This is a genomic window from Pseudoalteromonas sp. BZA4 (assembly GCF_040104395.1).
Lineage (GTDB): Bacteria > Pseudomonadota > Gammaproteobacteria > Enterobacterales > Alteromonadaceae > Pseudoalteromonas.
This window is the reverse complement of sequence record NZ_JBECOT010000021.1, coordinates 1-21,351: the sequence shown is the minus strand read 5'-3', so window position 1 is coordinate 21,351 and position 21,351 is coordinate 1. Positions and strand designations below refer to the sequence as shown.

Genomic DNA, 21,351 nt, shown 5'->3' with positions numbered 1-21,351 from the left:
GTGAGTTAAATACCACTTATGGCCAATATAGAAGAAAAAAGCCCCGCTCAATGAGCAGGGCTTTTAAAATTAACTAATTTAAAGAATTAGCTTTTAGTCGTTTCTGTATCGGCATCTTCTGACGCTTGCTCGTCTTCAACCACTTCTTTGGTTACTTCAACCGGATCGACAGGCGTAGCTTCAACTACTGCCGGCTCTTCGCTTTCTGCTTGGTAAAAACGACCACCTTTTTCAGCCATTGCTTTTAACGTATCGCAAGGTGTGAAAATTGGGTTGTAGTTAGCAAAAGTCGCCATTTCAGAGCTCACTTGTGCTGCACCCAGTTTATCCATATAGCTAAATGGACCGCCTAAGAATGGTGGGAAACCAATACCAAAAATAGCACCAATATCACCATCACGCGGGCTTGCAATAATGCCATCATCTAAACAGCGCACCGCTTCGTTTAGCATTTGCGCAACACAACGTTTAGCAATTTCGCTCTTGTTTAAACGAGGTGATGGCGTAACACCAAGTAGCTCGTATACTGACTCATCCACTTTTTTATCTTTCTTGTCGTAAAGATAAAAACCACGGCCAGTCTTACGACCTAAACGCTTAGAATCGATTAAGCGATTAAAGGCATCTGGGGCTTTAAAGCGATCGCCCAATTCTTTTTCAAGGATTGGCGCAATTTTAGAACCGATATCAATCCCTACTTCATCAAGAAGCGCTAAAGGCCCTACCGGGAAACCAAACTCAACCAATGCTTGGTCAATCTTTTCAATCGGCTCACCTGCTAGCAGTAAATTAGCCGCTTCATTTACATAAGGCGCTAAGATACGGTTTACATAGAAGCCAGCCATATCTTTAACCACAATTGGTGTTTTACCTTGCTTACGGGCAAAGTTAACAACGCGTGCGATAGTCTCTTCAGACGTACCTTCATGTGGAATGATCTCAACAAGTGGCATTTTCTCAACAGGTGAGAAGTAATGAAGACCAATTACATTTTCTGGGCGTGCTGCATCAGCAGCAATTTGTGCAATTGGTAATGATGAGGTATTACTTGCAAAAATCGTGTTGCCTTGGCACTCACGTTCTACATCAGCCACCATACCTTGCTTTAAAGCAAGATCTTCAAACACGGCTTCGATAACGATATCAATGTGTTTAAAGCCGCTGTAATCGGTGGTACCGGTAATGCGGTTCATGGTTTGTTGTAGATCAGCTTTAGATAAAATACGACGCTTTTGCTTTTTATCTAAAATCTTATAGCTGTAGTTCATTGCATTGCTGATGCCCTTTTCAGCCACATCTTTAATGCGCACTGGAACACCCGCTTTTACAGCACTAACATGGGCAATACCCGCGCCCATGAGGCCGCCACCTAATACAGCCGCTTTAGCGATTGCTGGGGCATCATCATTACGCCACTCTTTTTTCATTTCAGTGGTTGCAAAGAAAATACCGCGTAATGCTTTTGACTCATCACTCATTACCAGCGTGGCAAAGCCTTCAGCTTCAGTTTTGTATGCTTTTAACTGATCAAGTTCAACACTTGCACGAACGGCTTTAATAATGGCTAAAGGTGCTGGGTAGTGACCGCCTGTTTTCTTCAGCACGTTTTCTTGTGCTTTTTTAAAAATAATATTGCGACCAAATGGGTTTGACTCAAGTAATTGACTTAAACGGTCTAGCTTAGGTTTAGTAACCTTCGCCTTACCTTTCAGAGCAAACTCTTTAGCAACGTCAAGTAATACACTGTGTGGTACACAGTCATTTACTAAGCCTGTTTTCTTCGCTTGCTTAGCACGCACTTGCTTACCGGTAAGCATCCACTCAAGTGCTTTTTGCAAGCCAACTAATTTAGGTAAACGTTGAGTACCGCCACCACCAGGTAATAAGCCTAACTGTACTTCTGGCAAACCAAGCTTAGTGATATCGCTGTCTGAACACACGCGATAATCACAGGCTAAAGCAAACTCTAAACCACCCCCTAATGCCGCACCATGAATAGCACTCACTGTTGGGAAAGGCAGCTTTTTCATATCGAAAAATGCTTGCTGACACATTTCGCTTAACGCTAATGCATCTTCACGGCTATTGGCGCTATCAAGCATTTTAATATCAGCACCGGCGATAAAGTTATCGCTTTTACCACTGATAAATACCATGCCTTTTACTGCTTGCGCTTGTGCGTCTTTAAGTAAGGTTTTTAAATCTTCTGCAAAACTGCTGCGCAGGGTGTTCATTTTCTCACCCGGCACATCAATGGTTACAACGGCTACGCCGTCATCAGCCACTGATAAACTAAATACTGAATCTGTCATTACGCACTCTCCAATACAAAGGCTGCGCCTAAGCCACCCGCTGCACACGCAGTCGTAAGCGCTAAGCCGCCACCGCGACGATTAAGTTCATGTAAGCTTTGCGTGATCAGGCGCGCACCTGTTGCCGCAAATGGGTGACCGTATGCAAGTGAGCCACCTAATACATTGAACTTGTCCATGTTAATTTCGCCGATCGCTTTGCTGCGACCTAGCTTTTCTTGTGCAAATTTATCTGACGCAAACATCTTCATATTAGCAAGTGTTTGCGCTGCAAATGCTTCATGCATTTCGATTAAATCTAAATCAGCTAATGTGATACCTGCTCTATCTAGGGCAATTGGCGTTGAGTGCGCCGGACCCATTAGCATATCTTCATGTACACCAATTGCTGAGAAAGCAAAACTGCGTACATAACCTAGAATGTCGTAACCCAATGCTTTTGCTTTACTCTCGCTCATCATTAATACCGCAGCGGCACCATCAGTTAATGGCGTTGCGTTAGCTGCGGTAACTGAGCCGTGTTGACGGTCAAATACTGGTTTTAATTTCGCGTAGCCTTCAACCGTTGAGTTATGACGAATGTTATTGTCTTGCTCAATAAAGCTCTTATAAGGTGCAACATGGGCAGTCATTACTTCATCTTTAAGTTTACCATCAGCCCACGCCTGACTTGCAAGGGTGTGCGAACGATGCGCTAAAGCATCTTGATCTTCACGGCTGATGCTATGTGTTTTCGCCATTTGCTCTGCTGTTTGACCCATAGATAAGCCAGTAGAGTACTCAGCGACCGCTGGCGGTACAGGAAGTAAATCTTTTAAACGTAGTTTAGAAAAAATCTTTAATCGCTGACCAAGCGTTCGTGCTTTGTTTAAATCAACAAGGCTACCCGCTAATTTTTTACTAACACCAATAGGTAATACAGACGATGAGTCAGCACCACCAGCGATACCTACTTGCACTGAGCCTGCCATAATTGACTCGGCTACGTTAGCAATGGCTTGGAAACTTGTCGCACACGCACGCGAAACAGAATAAGCATCAACAGAAACAGGCATACCCGTACCTAATACGATTTCACGGGCAATGTTTGGCGCTTCTGGCATTTGCACTACTTGTCCAAATACAAGTTGGTCAATTTCAGATTTATCAAAGTTAAGTCGTTCAAGCATTTCGTTGACAACTAACTTACCCATATCAAGGGCTGGTACATGATGGAATGCTGTGGCTTGCTTTGCGAATGGCGTTCGCAGGCCGCTAACGATAGCGATACGATCGCCTTTTGCTGTTTTAAGTATATTTTGCTCAGACATTTATGCTCTCCCGCTGACAGGTCTGACCTGTTTGTTTTTCCTGATTCTAAAACAACCCGTGTACGAATGCCAATAGTAAGTTTTCAACCATAGGCTTTTTTCGGCCTATTTACAAAAAAACACCGTATTTATATGGTAGGCTAAAAATCCTTAAAAAATAACGAACTATTTGAGGATTTTGTGTCTAACACTTGTGTTATAACTTTTGAATCCTTATAACTTGTTAATAGCGCCCCACCACGGTACCGCGCAGAGAATTTATCGGTACTGAATATAACTCATTGGCGCATAACAAAAACAATTTTTGACTCACGCTTTTAGGACAGTCTCTTTATTATGGCAGTTAACGCATTTTCACAATTAAAATCATACCTAGACACGCAAATTATCGGCCAACCACAATTAACTCAAGCACTGTTAATCGCAATTTTGGCAGATGGCCACTTATTAGTTGAAGGCCCTCCGGGTCTTGCGAAAACGCGTGCAGTCAATGCCTTAGCGAAAGGCGTTGAAGGCAGTTTCCAACGTGTGCAATTTACCCCAGACTTATTACCTGCAGATGTAACTGGTACCGATATTTATCGCCAGCAAACCAGTGAGTTCGTATTTGAAAAGGGCCCGTTATTCCATAACCTAATTTTGGCTGATGAAATTAACCGTGCTCCTGCTAAAGTGCAATCAGCCCTACTAGAAGCCATGGCTGAACGCCAAGTAACGGTTGGTAAAAACACCTATCCACTGTCTGATCTATTTATGGTTATGGCAACCCAAAACCCGCTAGAACAAGAAGGCACATACCCACTACCTGAAGCTCAGCTTGACCGCTTCTTATTGCATTTGAGCATTGATTATCCGGGTGCTGAACACGAATTAGATATCCTACGCCTAACCCGTGGCGAGGCTATTTCTGATATGCAGGCAACGACACAACAAATTAGTCAAAGTGAGCTATTTGCTGCCCGTAAAGCGATATTAGGTTTGTATTTAGCTGAGCCGCTTGAGAAATACCTAGTACAGTTAATTGTTGCCACTCGTGAAGCAGCTGAGCTTGATGAGCAACTTGGTCGCTGGATTGAATATGGCGCAAGCCCACGTGCAACCATTGCCCTTGATAAGTGTGCCCGCGCGCATGCTTGGCTTGAAGGCCGTGACTTTGTTGCCCCAGATGATATTCAAGCAGTGCTGCATAATGTATTGCGTCACCGTATTATCTTAAGTTACGAAGCACAGGCCGATGGCATCAGTAAAGACGATGTGATCAGCCGTATTTTAGAATTGGTGGCAGTGCCATAAGCTATGTCGAGCCAATTTGATACAGCGGCGTGGTTAGCAGCGAGTCATAGTCAAGGCGTCAATTTATCACTCAAAGAGTTGATGTATTACAAAGCCAAAGCTCGCTTGCTAGAACTTGCGCCCAAAGTAAAAATCAAAAACAGCTTAGCTGGGCAATACCTTGCACCTCATAAAGGGCGTGGTATGGAGTTTGCCGAGGTGCGTCATTATCAAGCCGGTGATGACATACGCTCTATCGACTGGCGTGTTACTGCACGGACTGGCGAAACCCACACTAAGCTGTTTCAAGAAGAAAAAGAACGCCCTGTTTTTGTATTTACCGACTTTTCTAACTCGATGCTGTTTGGCTCAAAGTTACTGTTGAAGTCAGTGCAAGCAGCGCACATTAGCGCATTGGTTGCTTGGTCGGCGTGTCAACGAGGTGATCGCATTGGTGGCTTGGTGTTTAATCAGCAAGGTCATCACGAATTAAAACCGACCTCTCGAGAAAAAGCAGTGTTAAAGCTTTGTCACAACTTATGTGATATTCACAGCCAGGCTCTGACTAATATCGATAAAACAGCCACCAGCTTATTTAGCGAAAACCTTAAACGCCTTAATCATTTAGCAAAACCAGGAAGCTTGGTTTATATCGTTTCTGATTTTAGTGCCCTTGATGAAGCCAGCTTCAAACAACTTGAAATGCTGAGCAGGCACTGTGAATTGATTGGCTGCCATATTAGTGATCCGTTCGAGCATCAATTACCAGCTTTCAAACAAACGGTGACTGTGTCGGCGAATGGCCAAGAACTTGCTTTACCACTAATGGATAAGCAATTTCGCGAGCGCTTTGCCAAGTCAGCTGAAGAGTCGTTTTCTAACAGATTAAAACGCTTACAAAAATCTGGGCTTAGTTTAATTTCATTCAGTGCAGCCACTCCTCTTGAGCTGCAATTAGTGAGAAAGTAACAATGCAAAAAAATCCGCTAGATGGCTTACATGATGTCATTGCACCGAGCGAGGTTGCATGGTGGCCACTTGCTCCAATTTGGTGGCTGATCATTGCCTTAGTTGGTTCGTTATTAATTATCGGCTTAGTGCTTTTATATAAAAACCAGCAATTTAAAAAAGCCAAAAGACAAGCCATTAAGTTAAGTAAAACCCTTAGTGATGATGACGCGCAAGAGCTACACATTATTTTAAAACGCTTAACTCGCCATTATTACAGCAATCAGCTTGCTTCTCAGCCCTTGGCAAAGTGGTCTGAAAGTTTATCGAAACTAAGTGGCGATAACTTTAGTTACGACGAATTGATGCCGCTTTATCAACAACAAAGTAATAATGCTGAACTTGCAGCTAAATTACGCAGTGCTATTAGCAACTTTAAACTCAAGGAGCCAATTAATGTTTGAGTTTAGTTGGCCATGGTGTTTTGTGCTTTTACCTCTGCCTTGGTTATTAAGCCGCTTTGTGCCGTTAAAGCAGCAAGGGCAGTTACGTTTACGTATTCCTGGCTTTGCTAAGCTGGGCTTAAATAATCAAGCAGTGCAGCAACATAGCCGAAAAGTCTCATTGCTCGAGTGGCTAGTATGGGTTTTATTGGTTGTCGCTATTGCAAACCCAACTTGGCTTGATGAACCTATCACGCTGCCTAATGAAGGCCGCGATATTATGCTGGCGGTGGATTTATCTGGCTCTATGACAGAGCAAGATATGGCCTACCAGAATCAATATGTTGATAGGCTTACCATGGTAAAAGCTGTACTCAGTGACTTTATTGAACAGCGTCAAGGTGACCGCCTTGGTCTTATCTTATTTGGTGATACCGCATTTTTACAAACGCCTCTTACTCGTGATGTTAAAACAGTAAGCCAAATGCTCAGTGAAGCACAAATTGGTCTAGTAGGTAGAGCAACAGCCATTGGTGATGCATTAGGTTTATCGGTGAAGCGTTTCGCTAATAAAGATGAAAGTAACCGTATCGTAGTACTATTAACCGATGGTCAAAATACCGCGGGTAACCTTGACCCAGAAGATGCCCTCTTGTTAGCCCGCGAAGAAGGCATTAAAGTATATACCATAGGTGTTGGCTCTGATAACCCTCGTGGTTTCAGCCTATTTAATATGGGTGGTATGAGTGGCGGTAACTTAGATGAAAGCCTACTCAAGCGTATTGCCGAGCAAACCGGCGGCTTATACTTTAGAGCAAAAGATGTGGCTGGTTTACAGCAAATTTACCAAGAGCTCGATAAGCTTGAGCCAATTAGTAGCGATGAACAAACGTTCCGTCCACAAATTTCATTGTTTTATATTCCACTGCTTGTGGCGCTAGGCTTAATAAGCTTAGCAATGCTCGTCAGTTTTATTCGCCAATTTAAGCAGGAGAGCTAGTATGGATTTTGAATTTATTCGCCCTGCCCTACTTTGGTTATTAATCCCCGCGCTGATTATTTTTAGTGTGCTGTTGGTACGCAACAAAAAAAGCGCCCCAGCTGATTTAATTGCCCCCCATTTGGCGCAGTTTGTAATGAGCGGCAATCATAAAAAACAAAGCCAACCGCTTTGGCTAGTTGCTGTATTTACTCTATTAGCCATCGTTTTTGCAGCAGGCCCAAGCTTTGAAAAGAAACAAGTCCCGGTGTTTCAAGCAAAGAACGCGCGAGTTATTGTGATGGACATGTCGTACTCCATGTTCAGTACCGACATAGCACCAAATCGATTAGTGCAGGCTCGATTTAAAGCTCTTGATATGATTGAGCTTTTCAAAGAAGGTGATACGGCATTAGTGGCTTATGCAGGCTCTGCATTTACTATTTCGCCGCTAACCAATGACGCTAGCACTTTGGCTAACCTTATCCCAAGCCTAAGCCCTGATATCATGCCGAGCAAAGGTTCGAATGTTATTGAAGGCCTAGAAAAAGCCGACGATTTACTTAAACAAGCTGGCTATTTAGATGGTGATATTATTTTAGTCACCGATGGAGTTGATAGCCTAGATCAAGAAGATATTAGCCGCTTTACCGCTCAATCTAATTATCGTTTAAATGTCTACGGAGTTGGCACAGAGCAAGGTGCGCCGATTAAGCTACCTGAAGGAGGCTTTTTAAAAGACATACAAGGGCAGATTGTGATTCCGACGCTTAATGTCAGCCGCTTAAGTGCGCTTGCACGTAATAGCGGTGGCAAATTTGCACTGTATCAAACCAGTAATAAAGATATTCAAACATTTGCCCCCACTGCCAATGCTGAAGTACTCAAAGATGAGAAGCAAAGCCAAGCGTTATGGCGAGTTGATGCAGGTATTTACGGCCTGATTATTTTATTGCCGTTAGCACTCTTTTTAATTCGCCGTAGTAGCCTAGTAGTTGGCTTTTTGTTTGTTATGCTATTACCTCAGCAACAGGTTTACGCCGCTGAATTACCTGAGGTGTTTAAGAACCAAGACCAACGGGCAATTGATGCCTATCAGCAAAATCAATTTGAACAAGCCGCCCAAGCACAAAACACGCAATTAAAAGGCGCAGCTCTTTATCAGCAAGGTAATTACCAAGCGGCCATGGATGCGTTTAGTGAAGATAAATCTGCAACGGGTTTGTACAACTACGGTAATGCCCTTGCTAAGGCCGGTGAGCTAGAACAAGCCATAGAAGCTTATAAGCAAGCCCAACAGCTTAAAAATGACTTCACTGAGGCAAAAGAAAACCAAGCCCTCGTAGAACAGTTATTGCAGCAGCAAGAGCAACAACAGCAGCAACAAGATCAACAGCAAAACAATGATCAACAAAACTCTGATGGCCAGCAAGATAACCAGCAAAAGCAACAGGGTGAAAATTCACAGCAAGGTGAAAACTCAGAGCAGAGTGAGCAGCAAGATGGCCAACAACCTTCAGAGCAAGGTGAGCAATCAGATCAAAAAGGTGAGCAAAGCGAGTCTAATAGTGACCAGCAAAACAAACCAGAAATGGAATCACAAGCAGACACGTCGTCACAATCTGGAGAACAACAGCCAGAGCAAGCTCCCGAGCAACAAGAGGCCCAGCCACAGCCATCGCAAAGCGACGAACAAGCTAAACAGCAAGCAGAGCAACAGGCTATGCAAGCACAAGCTGCTGAACTGACCAATGAAGAGAAAGAAAAAGCCCAGCAACTTAACCAGCTGCTGCGTAAAGTTCCCGATGATCCTGCGATCTTATTAAGAAATAAAATGCAATTAGAAGCACAAAAACGAAACTACCAACGTCGTCCACGAGGAGCCGAAAAATCATGGTAATGCGATTATTATGTTGTTTATTGCTAATCGCGGCAGCGCCGCTATGGGCTGCCACCCAGCTACAGGCAAGTGTTGATAAAAATCCTGTCCTTGCCGGTGAGTTTTTTGTTTTAACCATCTCAGCAGACGACTCTATTAACAGCGAACAACCAGACACTTCTGTGCTATTAAAAGACTTTGTTGTAGGGCCAACCAGTGTCAGCTCGCGCACTAATATTATTAATGGTGAAATCAGTAAGCAAACTAACTGGTCTGTAAAGCTGATGACCCGCAAAGAAGGCACTTATACCATCCCTGCATTTACTGTAGCCGGTGTTAGTTCAAAACCGATTGAGCTAACGGTAGCTAAACGCAGTCAAACCTCAGAGCAAAATAAAGAAGCCTTCATTAAAACAAGCATCAAGCCAAGTAGCTTATACGTGCAAGAAGCCGGTGTTTATACGGTTAAATTGTATTTAGACAACAACAAAGAATTGCTTGATGGCAACTTAACTACGCCAGAAATGGAAAACGCTGAGCTAACCCCAATTAACAAGCAATCTGAAGACTATGAGTTAATTGATGGCAAACGCTATTTAGTGATCACCCGTGAGTACTTAGTGCAGCCACAAAAAAGTGGCGTAAATACTATTACAGCACCTGTGTTCAACGGCCGTATTCGTCAAAACTATCGCCAAATGGCTGTGTCAGCGATGGGCGAAGATGTTGATGTTGAAATCAAGCCAATTCCAGATAACTACACAGGTGCATGGCTACCAAGCGAACTGGTTAACCTTGATGAGCAATGGCAACCAAAAGACGACACCGTTGAAGTTGGCACGCCGATCACTCGAACTATCACCTTAACTGCATTAGGGGTTACTAAAGAGCAACTTCCTGATATCGATATGCCTCAGGTGCAAGGTTTTAGAAGTTACCCTGATGAAAAAGAGAGTAATCATCTGGTACGTGATGGCCGTGTTATCTCACAACAAACGGCTTCTTATGCTTTATTACCGCAAACACCGGGCACTTACACATTGCCTGAAATCAAGCTGCCTTGGTTTAATACTAAAATCAATCGTATTAGCTATGCGACCATACCAGCTCGTACATTAACCGTTGTACCAAGTACAAATCCACTCACACCAACAGCTCCTGCTATCGCAGAGCCGCAAACCGCAAGCTCCAATGAGCTGAGTGATACACCAACTAATGTACAAACCGTTATGCAAGTCACGACCCCTGTGTGGCTTATTATCGTGGCAATTGTCGGCTATGGGCTTTGGTTAATCACCTTAGTGCTTTACATTAAAAAGCGCCCTCAACAGTCGGCTGCAGAGGCATTACCTACCAGTGGTTCATCAGTATCGTTGAATGAGCTTAAGCAGTTTGCAAAGCAAAACAATAGCTCAGGGTTTTATAACGCGTTGAACCTTTATGCAAAACAGCAGACAGGTAAAAATGCAGCAGCAATCGAGTGTTTACTAGCATCGCTGAAAAATACACAACTTAATGATGAAATTGCTAAATTACGCACTAAACTTTATAGTTCAGCAGATGAACAGGTTGATTTAAGTTTAATCGTCAGCTTGCTAAGTCAAGCGGCAAAGCAAACGAAATCGACAAGTAATGCGACTGAATTAAAAAATCTTTACGATTAACAATTAACCTAATAGGTTGAAAATAAACGGCTAATCTTGAATTAGCCGTTTTTTTAAGAAAAAATAATAATCTCAGAAAGTTTTTTTCTGATAGGCAGGTCTTAGTTACTATGACAGAAAAACAAAAGCGATATGAAGCGCTGGTTCATGTCTACCACAGTGAGCTTTTTCGCTTTGCGTATTGGTTGTGTCGTGATCAGAACATTGCTGAAGACTTAGTGCAGGAAACCTTCCTGAGGGCTTGGCGTGCCTTGGATTCACTGCAAGATCAACAAGCAGTCAAACCTTGGCTGTTAACTATTTTGCGCCGCGAGAACGCACGCCGCTTTGAACGTAAACAATTTGATTACGCCGATGTTGAAAACGACACCCTTGTAGATGAACAAAGTACAACCCTTGATGCTGAAATGGAACAAACAGTGATTCAACGACAAATAGGAAAGTTATCACAAGAGTATCGAGAGCCATTGCTATTACAAGTAGTAATGGGTTGCTCTGGCGATGAAATCGCCCAAATCCTCGATTTAAATAAAAATACTGTCATGACACGACTTTTCCGTGCCAGAAACCAGCTTAAAGAGGCTTTAAGCAGTGATGATGATCTACTTAGAGGAGCATCAAATTAATGGATGAACTCGAGTTTCGCCGCCGCATCCTCGCCGAGCCAAGCACTATTGATAAGGAACTTGAAGCGTTTGCCGAGCAGGACAAAGATAAACAGGCGTTTATTGATGATGTGCGCGCTTTAGATGATGAACTAAGTAATGCGCTTAACATCCCCGTGCCTGAAAATTTAGCAAAGCGAATTATTGATAATACCTATGCTGCAGAAGAAGCGCCTTCAGAGCAGCCGCTAGACACCATTATTGAGGCTAAGTCGCGCTTTGCCTTTAACCGCTTGTATTTAGCCGCTGCAGCGTCGTTTTTAGTAGCAATTAGTGTGTTCTTTGTCACTAACAAACAACATACGTTATACAGCGTGGGTGAGCATGCCTTTGCGCACCTATACCATGAGATAGGCTCGCTAGATAAACATGAAGCGATAGACCTTGCCTATGTGAACGAAAAGTTTGCCACCATTGGCGGACATTTAGATGAGCTACCAGGTAAAGTAACCTATTTAATGTTTTGTGACTTTCAAGGCAAAAAAGGTCTGCACTTGGTATTTGAGTCTGATTTTGGCCCGATGACGGTATTCATTGTGCCTTCTGACGAGCAACCATTTGGCACTGGCTCTGACGATTTCAATGATGAGCGTTTCGCTGGCCACATCAACCGTGGTGAGCGAGCGGATACTATCTTAATAGCGAGTATTGGCGCTCCACTTGATAGCTACAACAGTATGATCAATGACGCCATTCGCTGGCTGCATTAATACCTACTCGTAGTAACACATATTACAGGCATAAAAAAACCGCAGTCACTGCGGTTTTTTTATCGCTATAAAGCAGGTTACTTACAAACGTCTGCTACTGCATTTGCAAAGTAATCAATGTTTGCATCACTGATACCAGCAACGTTTACACGGCTAGAACCAACAATGTAGATTGAGTACTCTTTTTGTAAGCGCTCGATTTGCTCTTTATTAATACCTAGGAATGAGAACATACCATTTTGACGGTCAATAAATGAGAAGTCTTGCTCAATGCCTTTCGCTGCTAAGCTTTCTTTGATTAAAGTACGTAAACCATTAATACGATTACGCATTTCATCAAGCTCGTCATGCCACATTTGCGTCAGCTCAGTGCTGCCTAAAATCGTGCTTACAATGTCAGCACCATGCGCAGGCGGCATTGAATAGATGCTACGTACAACACTTAATAATACAGAGTTAGAGATATCAGCAGTTGCTGCATCTTTAGCAATGATTGAACATGCACCGATACGCTCGCGGTATAAACCGAAGTTTTTCGAACAAGAAGAACAAATGATTAACTCATCTACCGCTGCTGCTAATTTACGAAGACCCGCTGCGTCTTCTTCAAGGCTTGAACCAAAACCTTGGTAAGCAATATCAACCAGTGGCGTGAAACCAACTTCAACAGCAAGATCAGCAACCGTGCTCCATTGCTCAGCATTTAAATCCATACCGCTTGGGTTGTGACAACATGCGTGGAATAACACAACATCACCTTTAGGCACTTGCTTAAGGGTATTAATCATGTCATCAAATAAAAGGTCTTTATTTTCGTAATCGTAGTAAGGGTATTCTTTTACTGTTAAGCCCGCCGCTTCAAATAAGCTGATGTGGTTTGCCCACGTTGGCGTAGTTACCCATACCGTCGCATCTTTATTGCAACGCTTGATGAATTCAGCTGCAACACGTAATGCACCTGTACCACCTGGTGCTTGTGCAGTGCGAACACGGTTAGCTAAAAGTGCTGGATGCTCACCCAGTAATAAGTTTTCCATTTTTTGACAGTAATCTAGGTTACCTGCCAAGCCAATGTACGATTTACTGGTTTCGTTTTCTAAACGAAACGCTTCCGCTTTTTTAACCGCTTTTAATACAGGCGTATTGCCTTGCTCATCCTTATAAACACCTACACCCAAATCGATTTTCTTTGGGTTTGTATCTTGTTTAAAGGCCGCCATTAGGCCAAGAATAGGATCTGTTGGTAATGGTTTTAATTCTGAGAACATTGACTATCTCTTTTTATAGGGGTTAGCGTTGCCACTAGCTTAACATAAAAACCCAGCCTGATTACTAGTTAAATTAGACCAAGAGTTGAGGAATTTTAATACAACAAGCCACAAGTAATGCAAGGGTTTGCTGATCAAAGAAATCATTATTAAATGCTTCTGCATCTATAATACCTAAGCATTCATTTTTGTCTGATAATAATGGTAAACAAGTCTCGGCTTTCACCTTCGGGTCGCAAGTATAATACTCACCACCTTGTGCAAGGTAATCGGCTACGTTATTGATCACACGCCCTTGTTTAGAAAGCGCAACTTGAACATTGTTACTGCCTTTAGCAAATGCTTCAGTTAGCGGGAATAATGGACGGCTCGGTGCACCATGATAAACCAGCTTTAATAACTGAGAACCTTCATTAGTCTCTGTCGCTTGATAAATACCAAACCAATCAACGTGAGTTTGGGCAACAACAAAATCGATAATTTGTTGCAGCTTAGCCAGTTTTTCAGTATTGGTAGCATCATCGGCAACATAATCATTTAACTTGAATGGTTCATCTTGTAAGTAGCCAAACAAGCTACACGCACCACCCTCGCCTAGCTCAGGAATTTGATACTCCCAACGTACAGCTGGTAAAGCTGACTCTGCAAGATAATGTTCAAGGTTTGATAATTGCTCAGCAACCAAATTTTCTGGTAATTTAAGCTGAGCTGTCGATAAGTAGTTAGAAATCATTTAGCCATCCAAACATCTATAATGCCAGAATGATAACATGCGATTTTAGTGTGAGCTAGTACTGCTTGCTGTTAATTGATAATAAATTTCGACTTGGTTGCCTGCACTATTGAAGGTCACTTTTGAAGCTACTTCCCCAAGCAAGCACAAGCCTCTACCATGCTCTCTTGCAAGGCTTTGTTGATTTGCCTGTTCTTTACTAAAACCATTTCCTGAGTCGCAAACAGTAAAATATAAAGCAAGTTCTTCTGGGCAATAACGAATATCAATAATAATTAAGGCATCGGTTAAATTTGCGAGTGCCTCTTCACGCTGCTGATAATAAATTAAAAAGCCATCTTCTTGATTTTTTACCTCTGAGTCGAGGCCTAACACGCCGTGGTCTAAGGCATTATTGTAGGCCTCTGAGAGTATCAAAAAGATATTAGCGCGATGTGCGTTTAAGCCTGCTACTTTGCTTATTACATCAACGACTTCCAGTACCGGATCGGTGCTTTTGATTTGCTTTGAATTTAGGCTCAATGAAAAGTTAAAAGGTAATGCGGATAGCGGCTCAGACTTTTGCTCAGGCTCACTCATGGCTAAGCAATTTAATAATACTAAGCTCAAGTCGTCTTGTTGTTTATTCCCACGAGCAAATTTATTGACTCGTTCAAGTACTTGCTCAGTAGAAATAGCAGGTTTTGAAGCGAGCACTTTTTTAAAGCGATGCTCACCAAAATACTCGTCATGTGGACTCGTTGTTTCAATGATACCATCGGTTGCCATGACAATACGGCATGTGTCCTCTACTTCAATATGAATAAGTGCACGTTCGAATTCATCTTCTTCTAAAATACCCAGTGCCATGTGTTGAGATTCAAGGGTACGAATAACTTCACCGCTTTGGTTGATGATATAGGTATCGGGTAAGCCCCCCAGCCATGCCGAGATACTTTTTCCGGTACTGCTAAGCTCTATGATGGTTGCAGCACAAAACATGTGGCCTGGTAATAACTTACCTAATACTGAATTGATTTCTGCGGCAATATCACTCACCGACATGCCCTTACTCACCATGGTATAAAATACTCTTGAAGCAGGGAGAGCTCCGACTGCAGCGGCTAAACCATGACCAGTAAAATCACCAAGCATGCAATATAAGCTACCTAATGGGCTTTGTGCGACCAAAAACATATCGCCATTAAACATAGCCGCAGGCGATAAATGAAAATCTAAATGCGTAGGAAAAGACTGTTGGTTCTCAAGAGCATTATTAAAAATATGTTCGACTATTTCATGTTCGCGGTCGACTTGATTTTGATGATATTCAAGTTGTAGATTTTGCTCTCTTGCCTTTTGGCTTAAATTACGGATCCGGCTATGCGCTTTAATTTTCGCGTTAAGAATCACTTCTTGAAACGGCTTATGCAAAAAGTCATCACCACCAACCGATAAGCAACGCTCAAAGCTCGCTTCGTCTTCTAATGAGGTAATAAAAATAATCGGTAAGTAAACTTGGCTAAAGCGCTCTTTGATAATCGCGGCGGTTTCAAAGCCGTCCATCACAGGCATAATGACATCGAGTAACACAATATCAATGGTGTGTTCTTCAAGCAAATTTAAAGCAACAAGACCGTTCTCAGCGGTATAAACACGGTAGCCCTGCTGCTCTAACATCACGGTTAATAAGCGACGATTTAAGGCAAGATCGTCTACAACCAGAATATTAAGCATCAATCAATATCGAACTTTTTATCAAAACGTGAGATTTGCAGGATTTTTTTCAGTTGCGGTTGGCAGTTACTAATTTGAATTGTTTCAACTTTGCCTGTTAGGTTTTTTTTCATGTTCAGCAACATGCCTAACGCTGAGCTGTCCATGTAATCTGTTTCTCTAAGGTCTATGACCACTTTATCGATATTGTCGTTGAGATCGGCATACGCCTGACGAAAAGATTGCACCAAATTAAAATCAAATTTTCCTTTGATTTGTACAGTTAATATAGCGCCATCAGCAGAAGTGCTGCGCGTTAAACTCATAATAAACTCCTAATAAACAAATCTTTCCTGATACTTAACTAAATATAACCGCTTAAAACAAATAAGCCAAAAATTAAAACACTTAGGATGAAATTTGTTATCATTTAGCCAAGCTTCTATAACGAGATCTACCATGAGCGATAATAATCTAGTTTATTCAACTGCAACGGGTCGCATTGAGCAACCTAAAGAAAGTAAACCAAGCCAAGGTAAAGTTTTTAAAGACGGCTTTTTACGCATTGAACGTCAAACCAAAGGACGCAAAGGTAAGGGCGTGATGTTAGTTGTTGGTATCGACAGCGAGCAGCACGACTTAAAAAAATTAGCCAAAACCATTAAAAGTAAAATGGGCCAAGGTGGTGCAGTAAAAGACGGTATCATCGAAGTTCAAGGTGATGACAGAGATAAGCTAAAAGCGATTCTCGAAGGACTAAAGTTTAAAGTTAAAATTGCAGGGGGCTAATCACCCCCCCCTTTTTTTGCGTTCTGTATTTTATGAATTCAACGAGTTGAGCTGTTCATAAAGTGCAGGCAACTCATCTTCAGGGATAGGCTTACTATAGTAGTAACCTTGCACAATATAACAGTTGTTGTTTTGTAAAAACTCAATCTGCTCGATAGTTTCCACTCCTTCGGCAACAACGTTAAGCTTTAGCTTTTGTGCCATAGCAATAATCGCAGCGGTAATTTCCATATCATTACTGTCTTGTGGAATATCTTTCACAAACGAGCGATCAACTTTCAAAATATCCACAGGGAAACGTTTTAGGTAACTCAGTGAAGAATAGCCAGTACCAAAGTCATCGATTGAAATTGATACGCCCAAGGCTTTTAACTGATGCAGTTGTAAAATGGCTGCTTCAACATGCCCCATCAACATACTTTCTGTTAGCTCAAGGTGTAAGCGTTTAGGCTCAACTCCTGTTTGTTTGATGATCTTACCCAGTGTCGACACCAAGTTGGCATCTTTAAATTGACGTGCCGACAAGTTGATTGAAATATTATTCTTTAAATCTTGGCTAGCTAAACGTGCTGCAAACTCACACGCTTCTTGCAAGATCCACGCACCTAACTCAACTATTAAGCCGGTTGCTTCTGCAATGGGAATAAACTTAGTTGGTGGGATCATCCCTTCATTAGGGTGGAACCAACGAATAAGTGCTTCGTAGCCAACCACTTGGTTATTTCTACAATCAACTTGTGGCTGATAATAAACCCTAAACTGCCCTTCGCGAATACCAGTACGAAGCTCATTTTCAATGAATAAGCGCTCGTTTGCTGCAGCATTAAGCTCTTGGCTATAGAAGTGGAAAGTATTACGCCCTTTCGCTTTTGCTTCATACATCGCAAGGTCGGCATGTTTAAGTAGCTGATCTTCTTCTTGGCTATCAAATGGTGCCATTGTGATACCAATACTGGCACTGATGATCACTTCATTGTTACCTAATTTGATTGGCTCATTAAGTGTGCGCTGAATCGTATTTGCCACTTCCATTGCATGTGTTTGATGCTCAATACCACTTAATAATACCGCGAATTCATCGCCGCCTAAACGCGCTATTGTATCTTCCGTACGCAAACGCTTTTTCAAACGGTTAGCCACTTCAACTAATAACTGATCCCCTGCATCATGCCCTAGTGTATCGTTGATACGTTTAAATTCATCTAAGTCAAAATAGAATAAGGCAAATGCATAATGACCACGTTCAGCCAGTGCCATTGATTTACGCAGCTGCATTCTGAAGAAAGTACGGTTAGCAAGCCCAGTTAAGGTATCAAAGTAAGCCAATTGCTCCATTTTACGCTGGCTTTCTTTTACAAACGAAATATCTTGAGCTGATGCCACGTAACTGGTGATCTCACCACCATCTTCACGAATTGGTGAAATACTTAACGAAACCCAAACTGATTGGCGTTCATTCCCTTGTAATAAGGTATCCCCGCGCCAATAATTACGGCTACGCAAATCGATATCAATATCATCGACTAAAATCGCCATTTCTTGTGAAATGATATTCAGCAGCGGCGAGCCAATAAAGTGACACTCCTCAAAACCGGTCATTTCAACCATTTTCGGATTCACGTATTTGATCTCAAAATCTTGATTGGTGATCACCACACCGGTACCAGAGAAAGCCACAGCTTTAGATAAACGATTCGCCGCTTTTTCAGCTATTTCTTTTTCGCTAATGCGCTGGTTTAAGCCATCAATCAACTTACGAATTTCAATAGCCATGTCTCTAAACGAGCCATTTAGCGTGCCAATTTCATCTTTATTAGCCTTTGGAAACTCAGTTTGTAATTGCCCCTTGCCAAAACTAACTACCGCATTAACCAACGAATGAATGCGACGCAGTACTAATTGATAAAGTGCTTGATGCAATAACAAAGCAACTAAAATAGCGTACAAGATAAACAAGCCAAAGAATTTTACTTTTAACTCTTCTAGCGCAGAAAGTGCCGACGAACGTTTTTTATAAATTCCAATATACCAATTTAGATTCTCGACTTTACGAATATTGATAATGTGAGTTTCGCCATCTTGTACGAATGAATTTGCCGACTCAGGTAACTTTAAACGAACGGTTTCAGACACTAGTTTTTGCAGATCAGGGTTTACAAAATCTTCGGTGAGTAACTTTTTACCTTCACGACCATATTGCTCAAGCGTGGTTTTATCTAAATCAGGGTGAGCTAACAGCTGACCTTTTGCATCAAACACTAACAGATGCTGCTCACGGTCACCGATAGGTAGCTGTGCCAATAAGGTTTCAAGCGCGATATCACTGCCCGTGACACCAAAAAAATCGTTATCAAGGTAGATTGGCACAAGCACACTCACCACCCACTTATGCCAAATAGTATCGTAATACACTTTTGACCACACCGCTTCTCGGCTTGGGTTAGTTGCAGCCTGAGCGTAATTGAAGGTTTCGCCTTTAGTAAAATCAAAGTCACCAGGTACATTGAGTGCCCAGTTTGGTGGCGCGATTCGAATAAAGTTATCTTTGGTGACAAGGTAAAAATTAAAGAAATCTTGAATTAAGGTCGGTGAAACGATTTTCCATAGCGATTCAGAATCATTTATAAGCTGTTTATAAAATTCAGAATATTTATCTTGAGGGAGAAACGCAGCCGATAAGCCATCTTCTGAGGTACTACGGATACTGCCATCGAGGGCAAATTTGAGTTCTGCGCTGCGTTTACTTTGTAAATGCGATTCGTTGTGAAGGAGTTGGCTGCTTACGACGTTATTCGCCTGCTCAGCAATATTGATTTTGGTTTTGATCAAGCGGTTAAATTGACGACTCAAGCGTTCACTAGAGTGCTTTAAAAGTTCGTGCTCTTCAAACACAAGCTGTTTTTCTTCAGATTTAAGCATCAAAGCCGCAGCACATATACCTGCAATCAAACAAATCGCAGAGATCAGCAGCGACAATTTCATACTTAATGAATTCACACCAAAACGTGATGGCGGTCGTCGATACACCACAGGACTACCTTATTAATAATTGTTATTATTTATTGTGCAAAAACAAATATACCAGATTCATTTTTATATTTATAAATTTTTTATAAATATAAATGAATTTTCTGAGTAAACACCGATGTTTTCTAAATTAGCTGCAATAGGCAGTTGACTTTACATACAAGTGTTTTTACATTAGTTCAATGAAACAAATTATCTCTCGCACTTATTTTTCGTTTTTTAGCTTCTTTAGATAGAGGAGGCTTAACTGTTTGCGAGATAAATTCACCGAATAGCTAAAGCCTCCCACTTGGGAGGCTTTTTTGTTTGTGCACTGTTTTGGAATGAGGAAACCAACATGAGCATTGATACATTAAATGCGTTACGACACGATATTAATGAAATAGATTCCGACTTATTGGTGTTACTGGCTAAAAGACGCCGTATTAGCCACAGCGTAGTTGAATATAAAATTGCAAATAACAAACCAATTCGCGATGAAGCCCGCGAACAAGCATTACTCGAAAAGCTTATTAATTATGGTAAGTCGCTAGGTCTAGATGCGTACTACATCAATAATGTGTTCCAAACTATTCTTGAAGATTCTGTTTTGAATCAACAAGCAATGCTACAAAAGAATCTAAACCCTGAAGCAATGAGCGAAAGTCATCGTGTTGCTTACTTAGGTGGTCAAGGCTCTTATAGCCAATTAGCCTGCCATAAATATTTTAGCCGTCGCCCAGGTAAGCTGATTGAGATGGGCTGTTCGAGCTTTGATCAAATCACTGGCAAAGTTGAAAGTGGCCAAGCTGATTTCGGCTTACTGCCAATTGAAAACACCAGCTCAGGTAGTATCAATGAAGTGTTCGATTTATTACAACATGCACAAGTATCAATTGTCGGTGAGGTCACTCACAGCGTTGAGCACTGTTTATTAGCAATGCCAGGTACTGAGCTTTCTCACATTAATAAAATCTTTGCTCACCCACAGCCTTTTGCTCAATGTAGCCGCTTCATTCAGGGTTTAGGTGATATTCAACATGAAACCTGTGACTCAACCTTCCATGCATTACAATCAGCGGTTGAAACTACAAACAGCGCCGCTATCGGCTCAGCACAAGCAGGTAAAAATGTAGGTTTAGAAGTCGTTAAGTCTGGCCTTGCAAACCAAAGCGAAAACCATAGCCGCTTCATTGTCGTCGCGCGTAACCCGTTGCAAGTATCTAAGCAAATTCCAACAAAAACTAGTTTAATTATGGCCACCAAACAACAAGCGGGTTCATTGGCTGATGCCTTGATGATTTTTAAACAACATCAAATTAACCTGGTAAAATTGGAATCTCGTCCAGTACCAGGAAACCCATGGGAAGAGGTGTTTTATGTTGACCTTGAAGCAAACCTTGATGACTCGCATGTTAAGCAAGCGCTTGAAGAGCTAAAAGAACACACCCAGTACACACGTGTATTAGGCTGTTATCAAAGTGAGTCTTTGCAAGCTGTTAGTGTTTAATAAGCAGCCTAGATATGATTAATGAAAAGGAGCTGGTTGGCCAATGCCAGTCAGTTAAGCTGACTGGCATTTCTTTTTTTATGTGGGTACTTTGATGGCTTAGGCTTTATCGCTCTTGGGTATCGCCTATCTTCTCTTCTTGGTGGCAGTTTAAATAGTCTCAGCGTA

General features: G+C 41.9%; 16 protein-coding genes and 1 pseudogene. 10 read left to right on the top strand and 7 right to left on the bottom strand.

Annotation, left to right across the window (positions count from 1 at the left end; all coding sequences use genetic code 11):
* Positions 1–86: 86 nt before the first annotated feature.
* Together fadJ and fadI are read right to left on the bottom strand one after the other, a co-directional pair.
* Positions 87–2,312 (bottom strand): fatty acid oxidation complex subunit alpha FadJ, encoded by a 2,226-nt coding sequence (fadJ, locus tag ABMY41_RS10655; RefSeq protein ID WP_349274645.1) that lies wholly within the window; start codon positions 2,310–2,312, stop codon positions 87–89.
* On the bottom strand, positions 2,312–3,622 hold the full coding sequence (fadI, locus tag ABMY41_RS10650) for an acetyl-CoA C-acyltransferase FadI (protein WP_054553218.1): 1,311 nt from the start codon (positions 3,620–3,622) through the stop codon (positions 2,312–2,314). Before fadI ends, fadJ begins: the two co-directional genes overlap by 1 nt.
* Positions 3,623–3,958: 336 nt before the next feature.
* Here fadI and ABMY41_RS10645 point away from each other — a divergent pair, with 336 nt between their 5' ends.
* The 8 genes and pseudogenes from ABMY41_RS10645 (at position 3,959) to ABMY41_RS10610 (ending at position 12,182) form a co-directional block, all read left to right on the top strand.
* Positions 3,959–4,915 carry a MoxR family ATPase gene (locus ABMY41_RS10645; RefSeq protein ID WP_055020720.1) on the top strand — a complete coding sequence of 319 codons (957 nt, stop codon included), beginning with the start codon at positions 3,959–3,961 and terminating at the stop codon, positions 4,913–4,915.
* Between the two features lie 3 nt (positions 4,916–4,918).
* Entirely contained in the window at positions 4,919–5,863 is a 945-nt protein-coding gene (locus ABMY41_RS10640) for a DUF58 domain-containing protein (protein WP_058586362.1), read from the top strand.
* 2 nt (positions 5,864–5,865) lie between these two features.
* A complete protein-coding gene (locus tag ABMY41_RS10635) occupies positions 5,866–6,306 on the top strand; it encodes a DUF4381 domain-containing protein (protein ID WP_349274644.1) in 441 nt (146 codons plus the stop codon).
* Positions 6,299–7,285 (top strand): VWA domain-containing protein, encoded by a 987-nt coding sequence (locus tag ABMY41_RS10630; protein ID WP_269408076.1) that lies wholly within the window; start codon positions 6,299–6,301, stop codon positions 7,283–7,285. The genes ABMY41_RS10635 and ABMY41_RS10630 overlap by 8 nt, the downstream gene beginning before the upstream one ends.
* A 1-nt stretch (position 7,286) precedes the next feature.
* A complete protein-coding gene (locus tag ABMY41_RS10625; RefSeq protein WP_349274643.1) occupies positions 7,287–9,164 on the top strand; it encodes a VWA domain-containing protein in 1,878 nt (625 codons plus the stop codon).
* On the top strand, positions 9,158–10,807 hold the full coding sequence (locus ABMY41_RS10620; protein WP_289097187.1) for a BatD family protein: 1,650 nt from the start codon (positions 9,158–9,160) through the stop codon (positions 10,805–10,807). Before ABMY41_RS10625 ends, ABMY41_RS10620 begins: the two co-directional genes overlap by 7 nt.
* A gap of 77 nt (positions 10,808–10,884) precedes the next feature.
* Positions 10,885–11,433: pseudogene (locus tag ABMY41_RS10615) on the top strand (sigma-70 family RNA polymerase sigma factor); the annotation flags it as partial.
* A complete protein-coding gene (locus ABMY41_RS10610; protein ID WP_130166661.1) occupies positions 11,433–12,182 on the top strand; it encodes a DUF3379 family protein in 750 nt (249 codons plus the stop codon). The pseudogene ABMY41_RS10615 and the gene ABMY41_RS10610, both read left to right, overlap by 1 nt.
* Positions 12,183–12,259: 77 nt before the next feature.
* On the opposite strand, the gene ABMY41_RS10605 is transcribed toward ABMY41_RS10610, so the two are convergent.
* The 4 genes from ABMY41_RS10605 to ABMY41_RS10590 all read right to left on the bottom strand — a co-directional run bounded on the left by ABMY41_RS10605 (position 12,260) and on the right by ABMY41_RS10590 (position 16,204).
* The gene (locus ABMY41_RS10605) at positions 12,260–13,450 is read right to left on the bottom strand and encodes an amino acid aminotransferase (protein ID WP_054553227.1); all 1,191 of its coding nucleotides are present in this window, start codon (positions 13,448–13,450) and stop codon (positions 12,260–12,262) included.
* A gap of 73 nt (positions 13,451–13,523) precedes the next feature.
* Positions 13,524–14,183 (bottom strand): GAF domain-containing protein, encoded by a 660-nt coding sequence (locus ABMY41_RS10600; RefSeq protein WP_054562146.1) that lies wholly within the window; start codon positions 14,181–14,183, stop codon positions 13,524–13,526.
* A 45-nt stretch (positions 14,184–14,228) separates the two neighbouring features.
* The gene (locus tag ABMY41_RS10595) at positions 14,229–15,899 is read right to left on the bottom strand and encodes a fused response regulator/phosphatase (protein ID WP_349274642.1); all 1,671 of its coding nucleotides are present in this window, start codon (positions 15,897–15,899) and stop codon (positions 14,229–14,231) included.
* Complete coding sequence (locus ABMY41_RS10590; protein WP_054562148.1) at positions 15,899–16,204, bottom strand: STAS domain-containing protein; 306 nt, start codon at positions 16,202–16,204, stop codon at positions 15,899–15,901. Before ABMY41_RS10590 ends, ABMY41_RS10595 begins: the two co-directional genes overlap by 1 nt.
* A 133-nt stretch (positions 16,205–16,337) precedes the next feature.
* Here ABMY41_RS10590 and ABMY41_RS10585 point away from each other — a divergent pair, with 133 nt between their 5' ends.
* Positions 16,338–16,667 carry a translation initiation factor gene (locus ABMY41_RS10585; protein ID WP_058586369.1) on the top strand — a complete coding sequence of 110 codons (330 nt, stop codon included), beginning with the start codon at positions 16,338–16,340 and terminating at the stop codon, positions 16,665–16,667.
* Between the two features lie 30 nt (positions 16,668–16,697).
* Here the strand turns inward: ABMY41_RS10585 and ABMY41_RS10580 are convergent, their stop codons facing one another.
* Positions 16,698–19,697 (bottom strand): EAL domain-containing protein, encoded by a 3,000-nt coding sequence (locus tag ABMY41_RS10580; protein WP_349274641.1) that lies wholly within the window; start codon positions 19,695–19,697, stop codon positions 16,698–16,700.
* Between the two features lie 334 nt (positions 19,698–20,031).
* Here ABMY41_RS10580 and ABMY41_RS10575 point away from each other — a divergent pair, with 334 nt between their 5' ends.
* Positions 20,032–21,183 carry a chorismate mutase gene (locus ABMY41_RS10575; protein WP_217874695.1) on the top strand — a complete coding sequence of 384 codons (1,152 nt, stop codon included), beginning with the start codon at positions 20,032–20,034 and terminating at the stop codon, positions 21,181–21,183.
* The last annotated feature ends 168 nt before the right edge of the window (positions 21,184–21,351 follow it).

What these genes read in the sequence shown, in the direction of transcription:
- fadJ (WP_349274645.1), bottom strand. Translation starts at nt 2,312, where the DNA reads ATGACAGATTCAGTATTTAGTTTATCAGTGGCTGATGACGGCGTAGCC.
- fadI (WP_054553218.1), bottom strand. Translation starts at nt 3,622, where the DNA reads ATGTCTGAGCAAAATATACTTAAAACAGCAAAAGGCGATCGTATCGCT.
- ABMY41_RS10645 (WP_055020720.1), top strand. Translation starts at nt 3,959, where the DNA reads ATGGCAGTTAACGCATTTTCACAATTAAAATCATACCTAGACACGCAA.
- ABMY41_RS10640 (WP_058586362.1), top strand. Translation starts at nt 4,919, where the DNA reads ATGTCGAGCCAATTTGATACAGCGGCGTGGTTAGCAGCGAGTCATAGT.
- ABMY41_RS10635 (WP_349274644.1), top strand. Translation starts at nt 5,866, where the DNA reads ATGCAAAAAAATCCGCTAGATGGCTTACATGATGTCATTGCACCGAGC.
- ABMY41_RS10630 (WP_269408076.1), top strand. Translation starts at nt 6,299, where the DNA reads ATGTTTGAGTTTAGTTGGCCATGGTGTTTTGTGCTTTTACCTCTGCCT.
- ABMY41_RS10625 (WP_349274643.1), top strand. Translation starts at nt 7,287, where the DNA reads ATGGATTTTGAATTTATTCGCCCTGCCCTACTTTGGTTATTAATCCCC.
- ABMY41_RS10620 (WP_289097187.1), top strand. Translation starts at nt 9,158, where the DNA reads ATGGTAATGCGATTATTATGTTGTTTATTGCTAATCGCGGCAGCGCCG.
- ABMY41_RS10610 (WP_130166661.1), top strand. Translation starts at nt 11,433, where the DNA reads ATGGATGAACTCGAGTTTCGCCGCCGCATCCTCGCCGAGCCAAGCACT.
- ABMY41_RS10605 (WP_054553227.1), bottom strand. Translation starts at nt 13,450, where the DNA reads ATGTTCTCAGAATTAAAACCATTACCAACAGATCCTATTCTTGGCCTA.
- ABMY41_RS10600 (WP_054562146.1), bottom strand. Translation starts at nt 14,183, where the DNA reads ATGATTTCTAACTACTTATCGACAGCTCAGCTTAAATTACCAGAAAAT.
- ABMY41_RS10595 (WP_349274642.1), bottom strand. Translation starts at nt 15,899, where the DNA reads ATGCTTAATATTCTGGTTGTAGACGATCTTGCCTTAAATCGTCGCTTA.
- ABMY41_RS10590 (WP_054562148.1), bottom strand. Translation starts at nt 16,204, where the DNA reads ATGAGTTTAACGCGCAGCACTTCTGCTGATGGCGCTATATTAACTGTA.
- ABMY41_RS10585 (WP_058586369.1), top strand. Translation starts at nt 16,338, where the DNA reads ATGAGCGATAATAATCTAGTTTATTCAACTGCAACGGGTCGCATTGAG.
- ABMY41_RS10575 (WP_217874695.1), top strand. Translation starts at nt 20,032, where the DNA reads ATGAGCATTGATACATTAAATGCGTTACGACACGATATTAATGAAATA.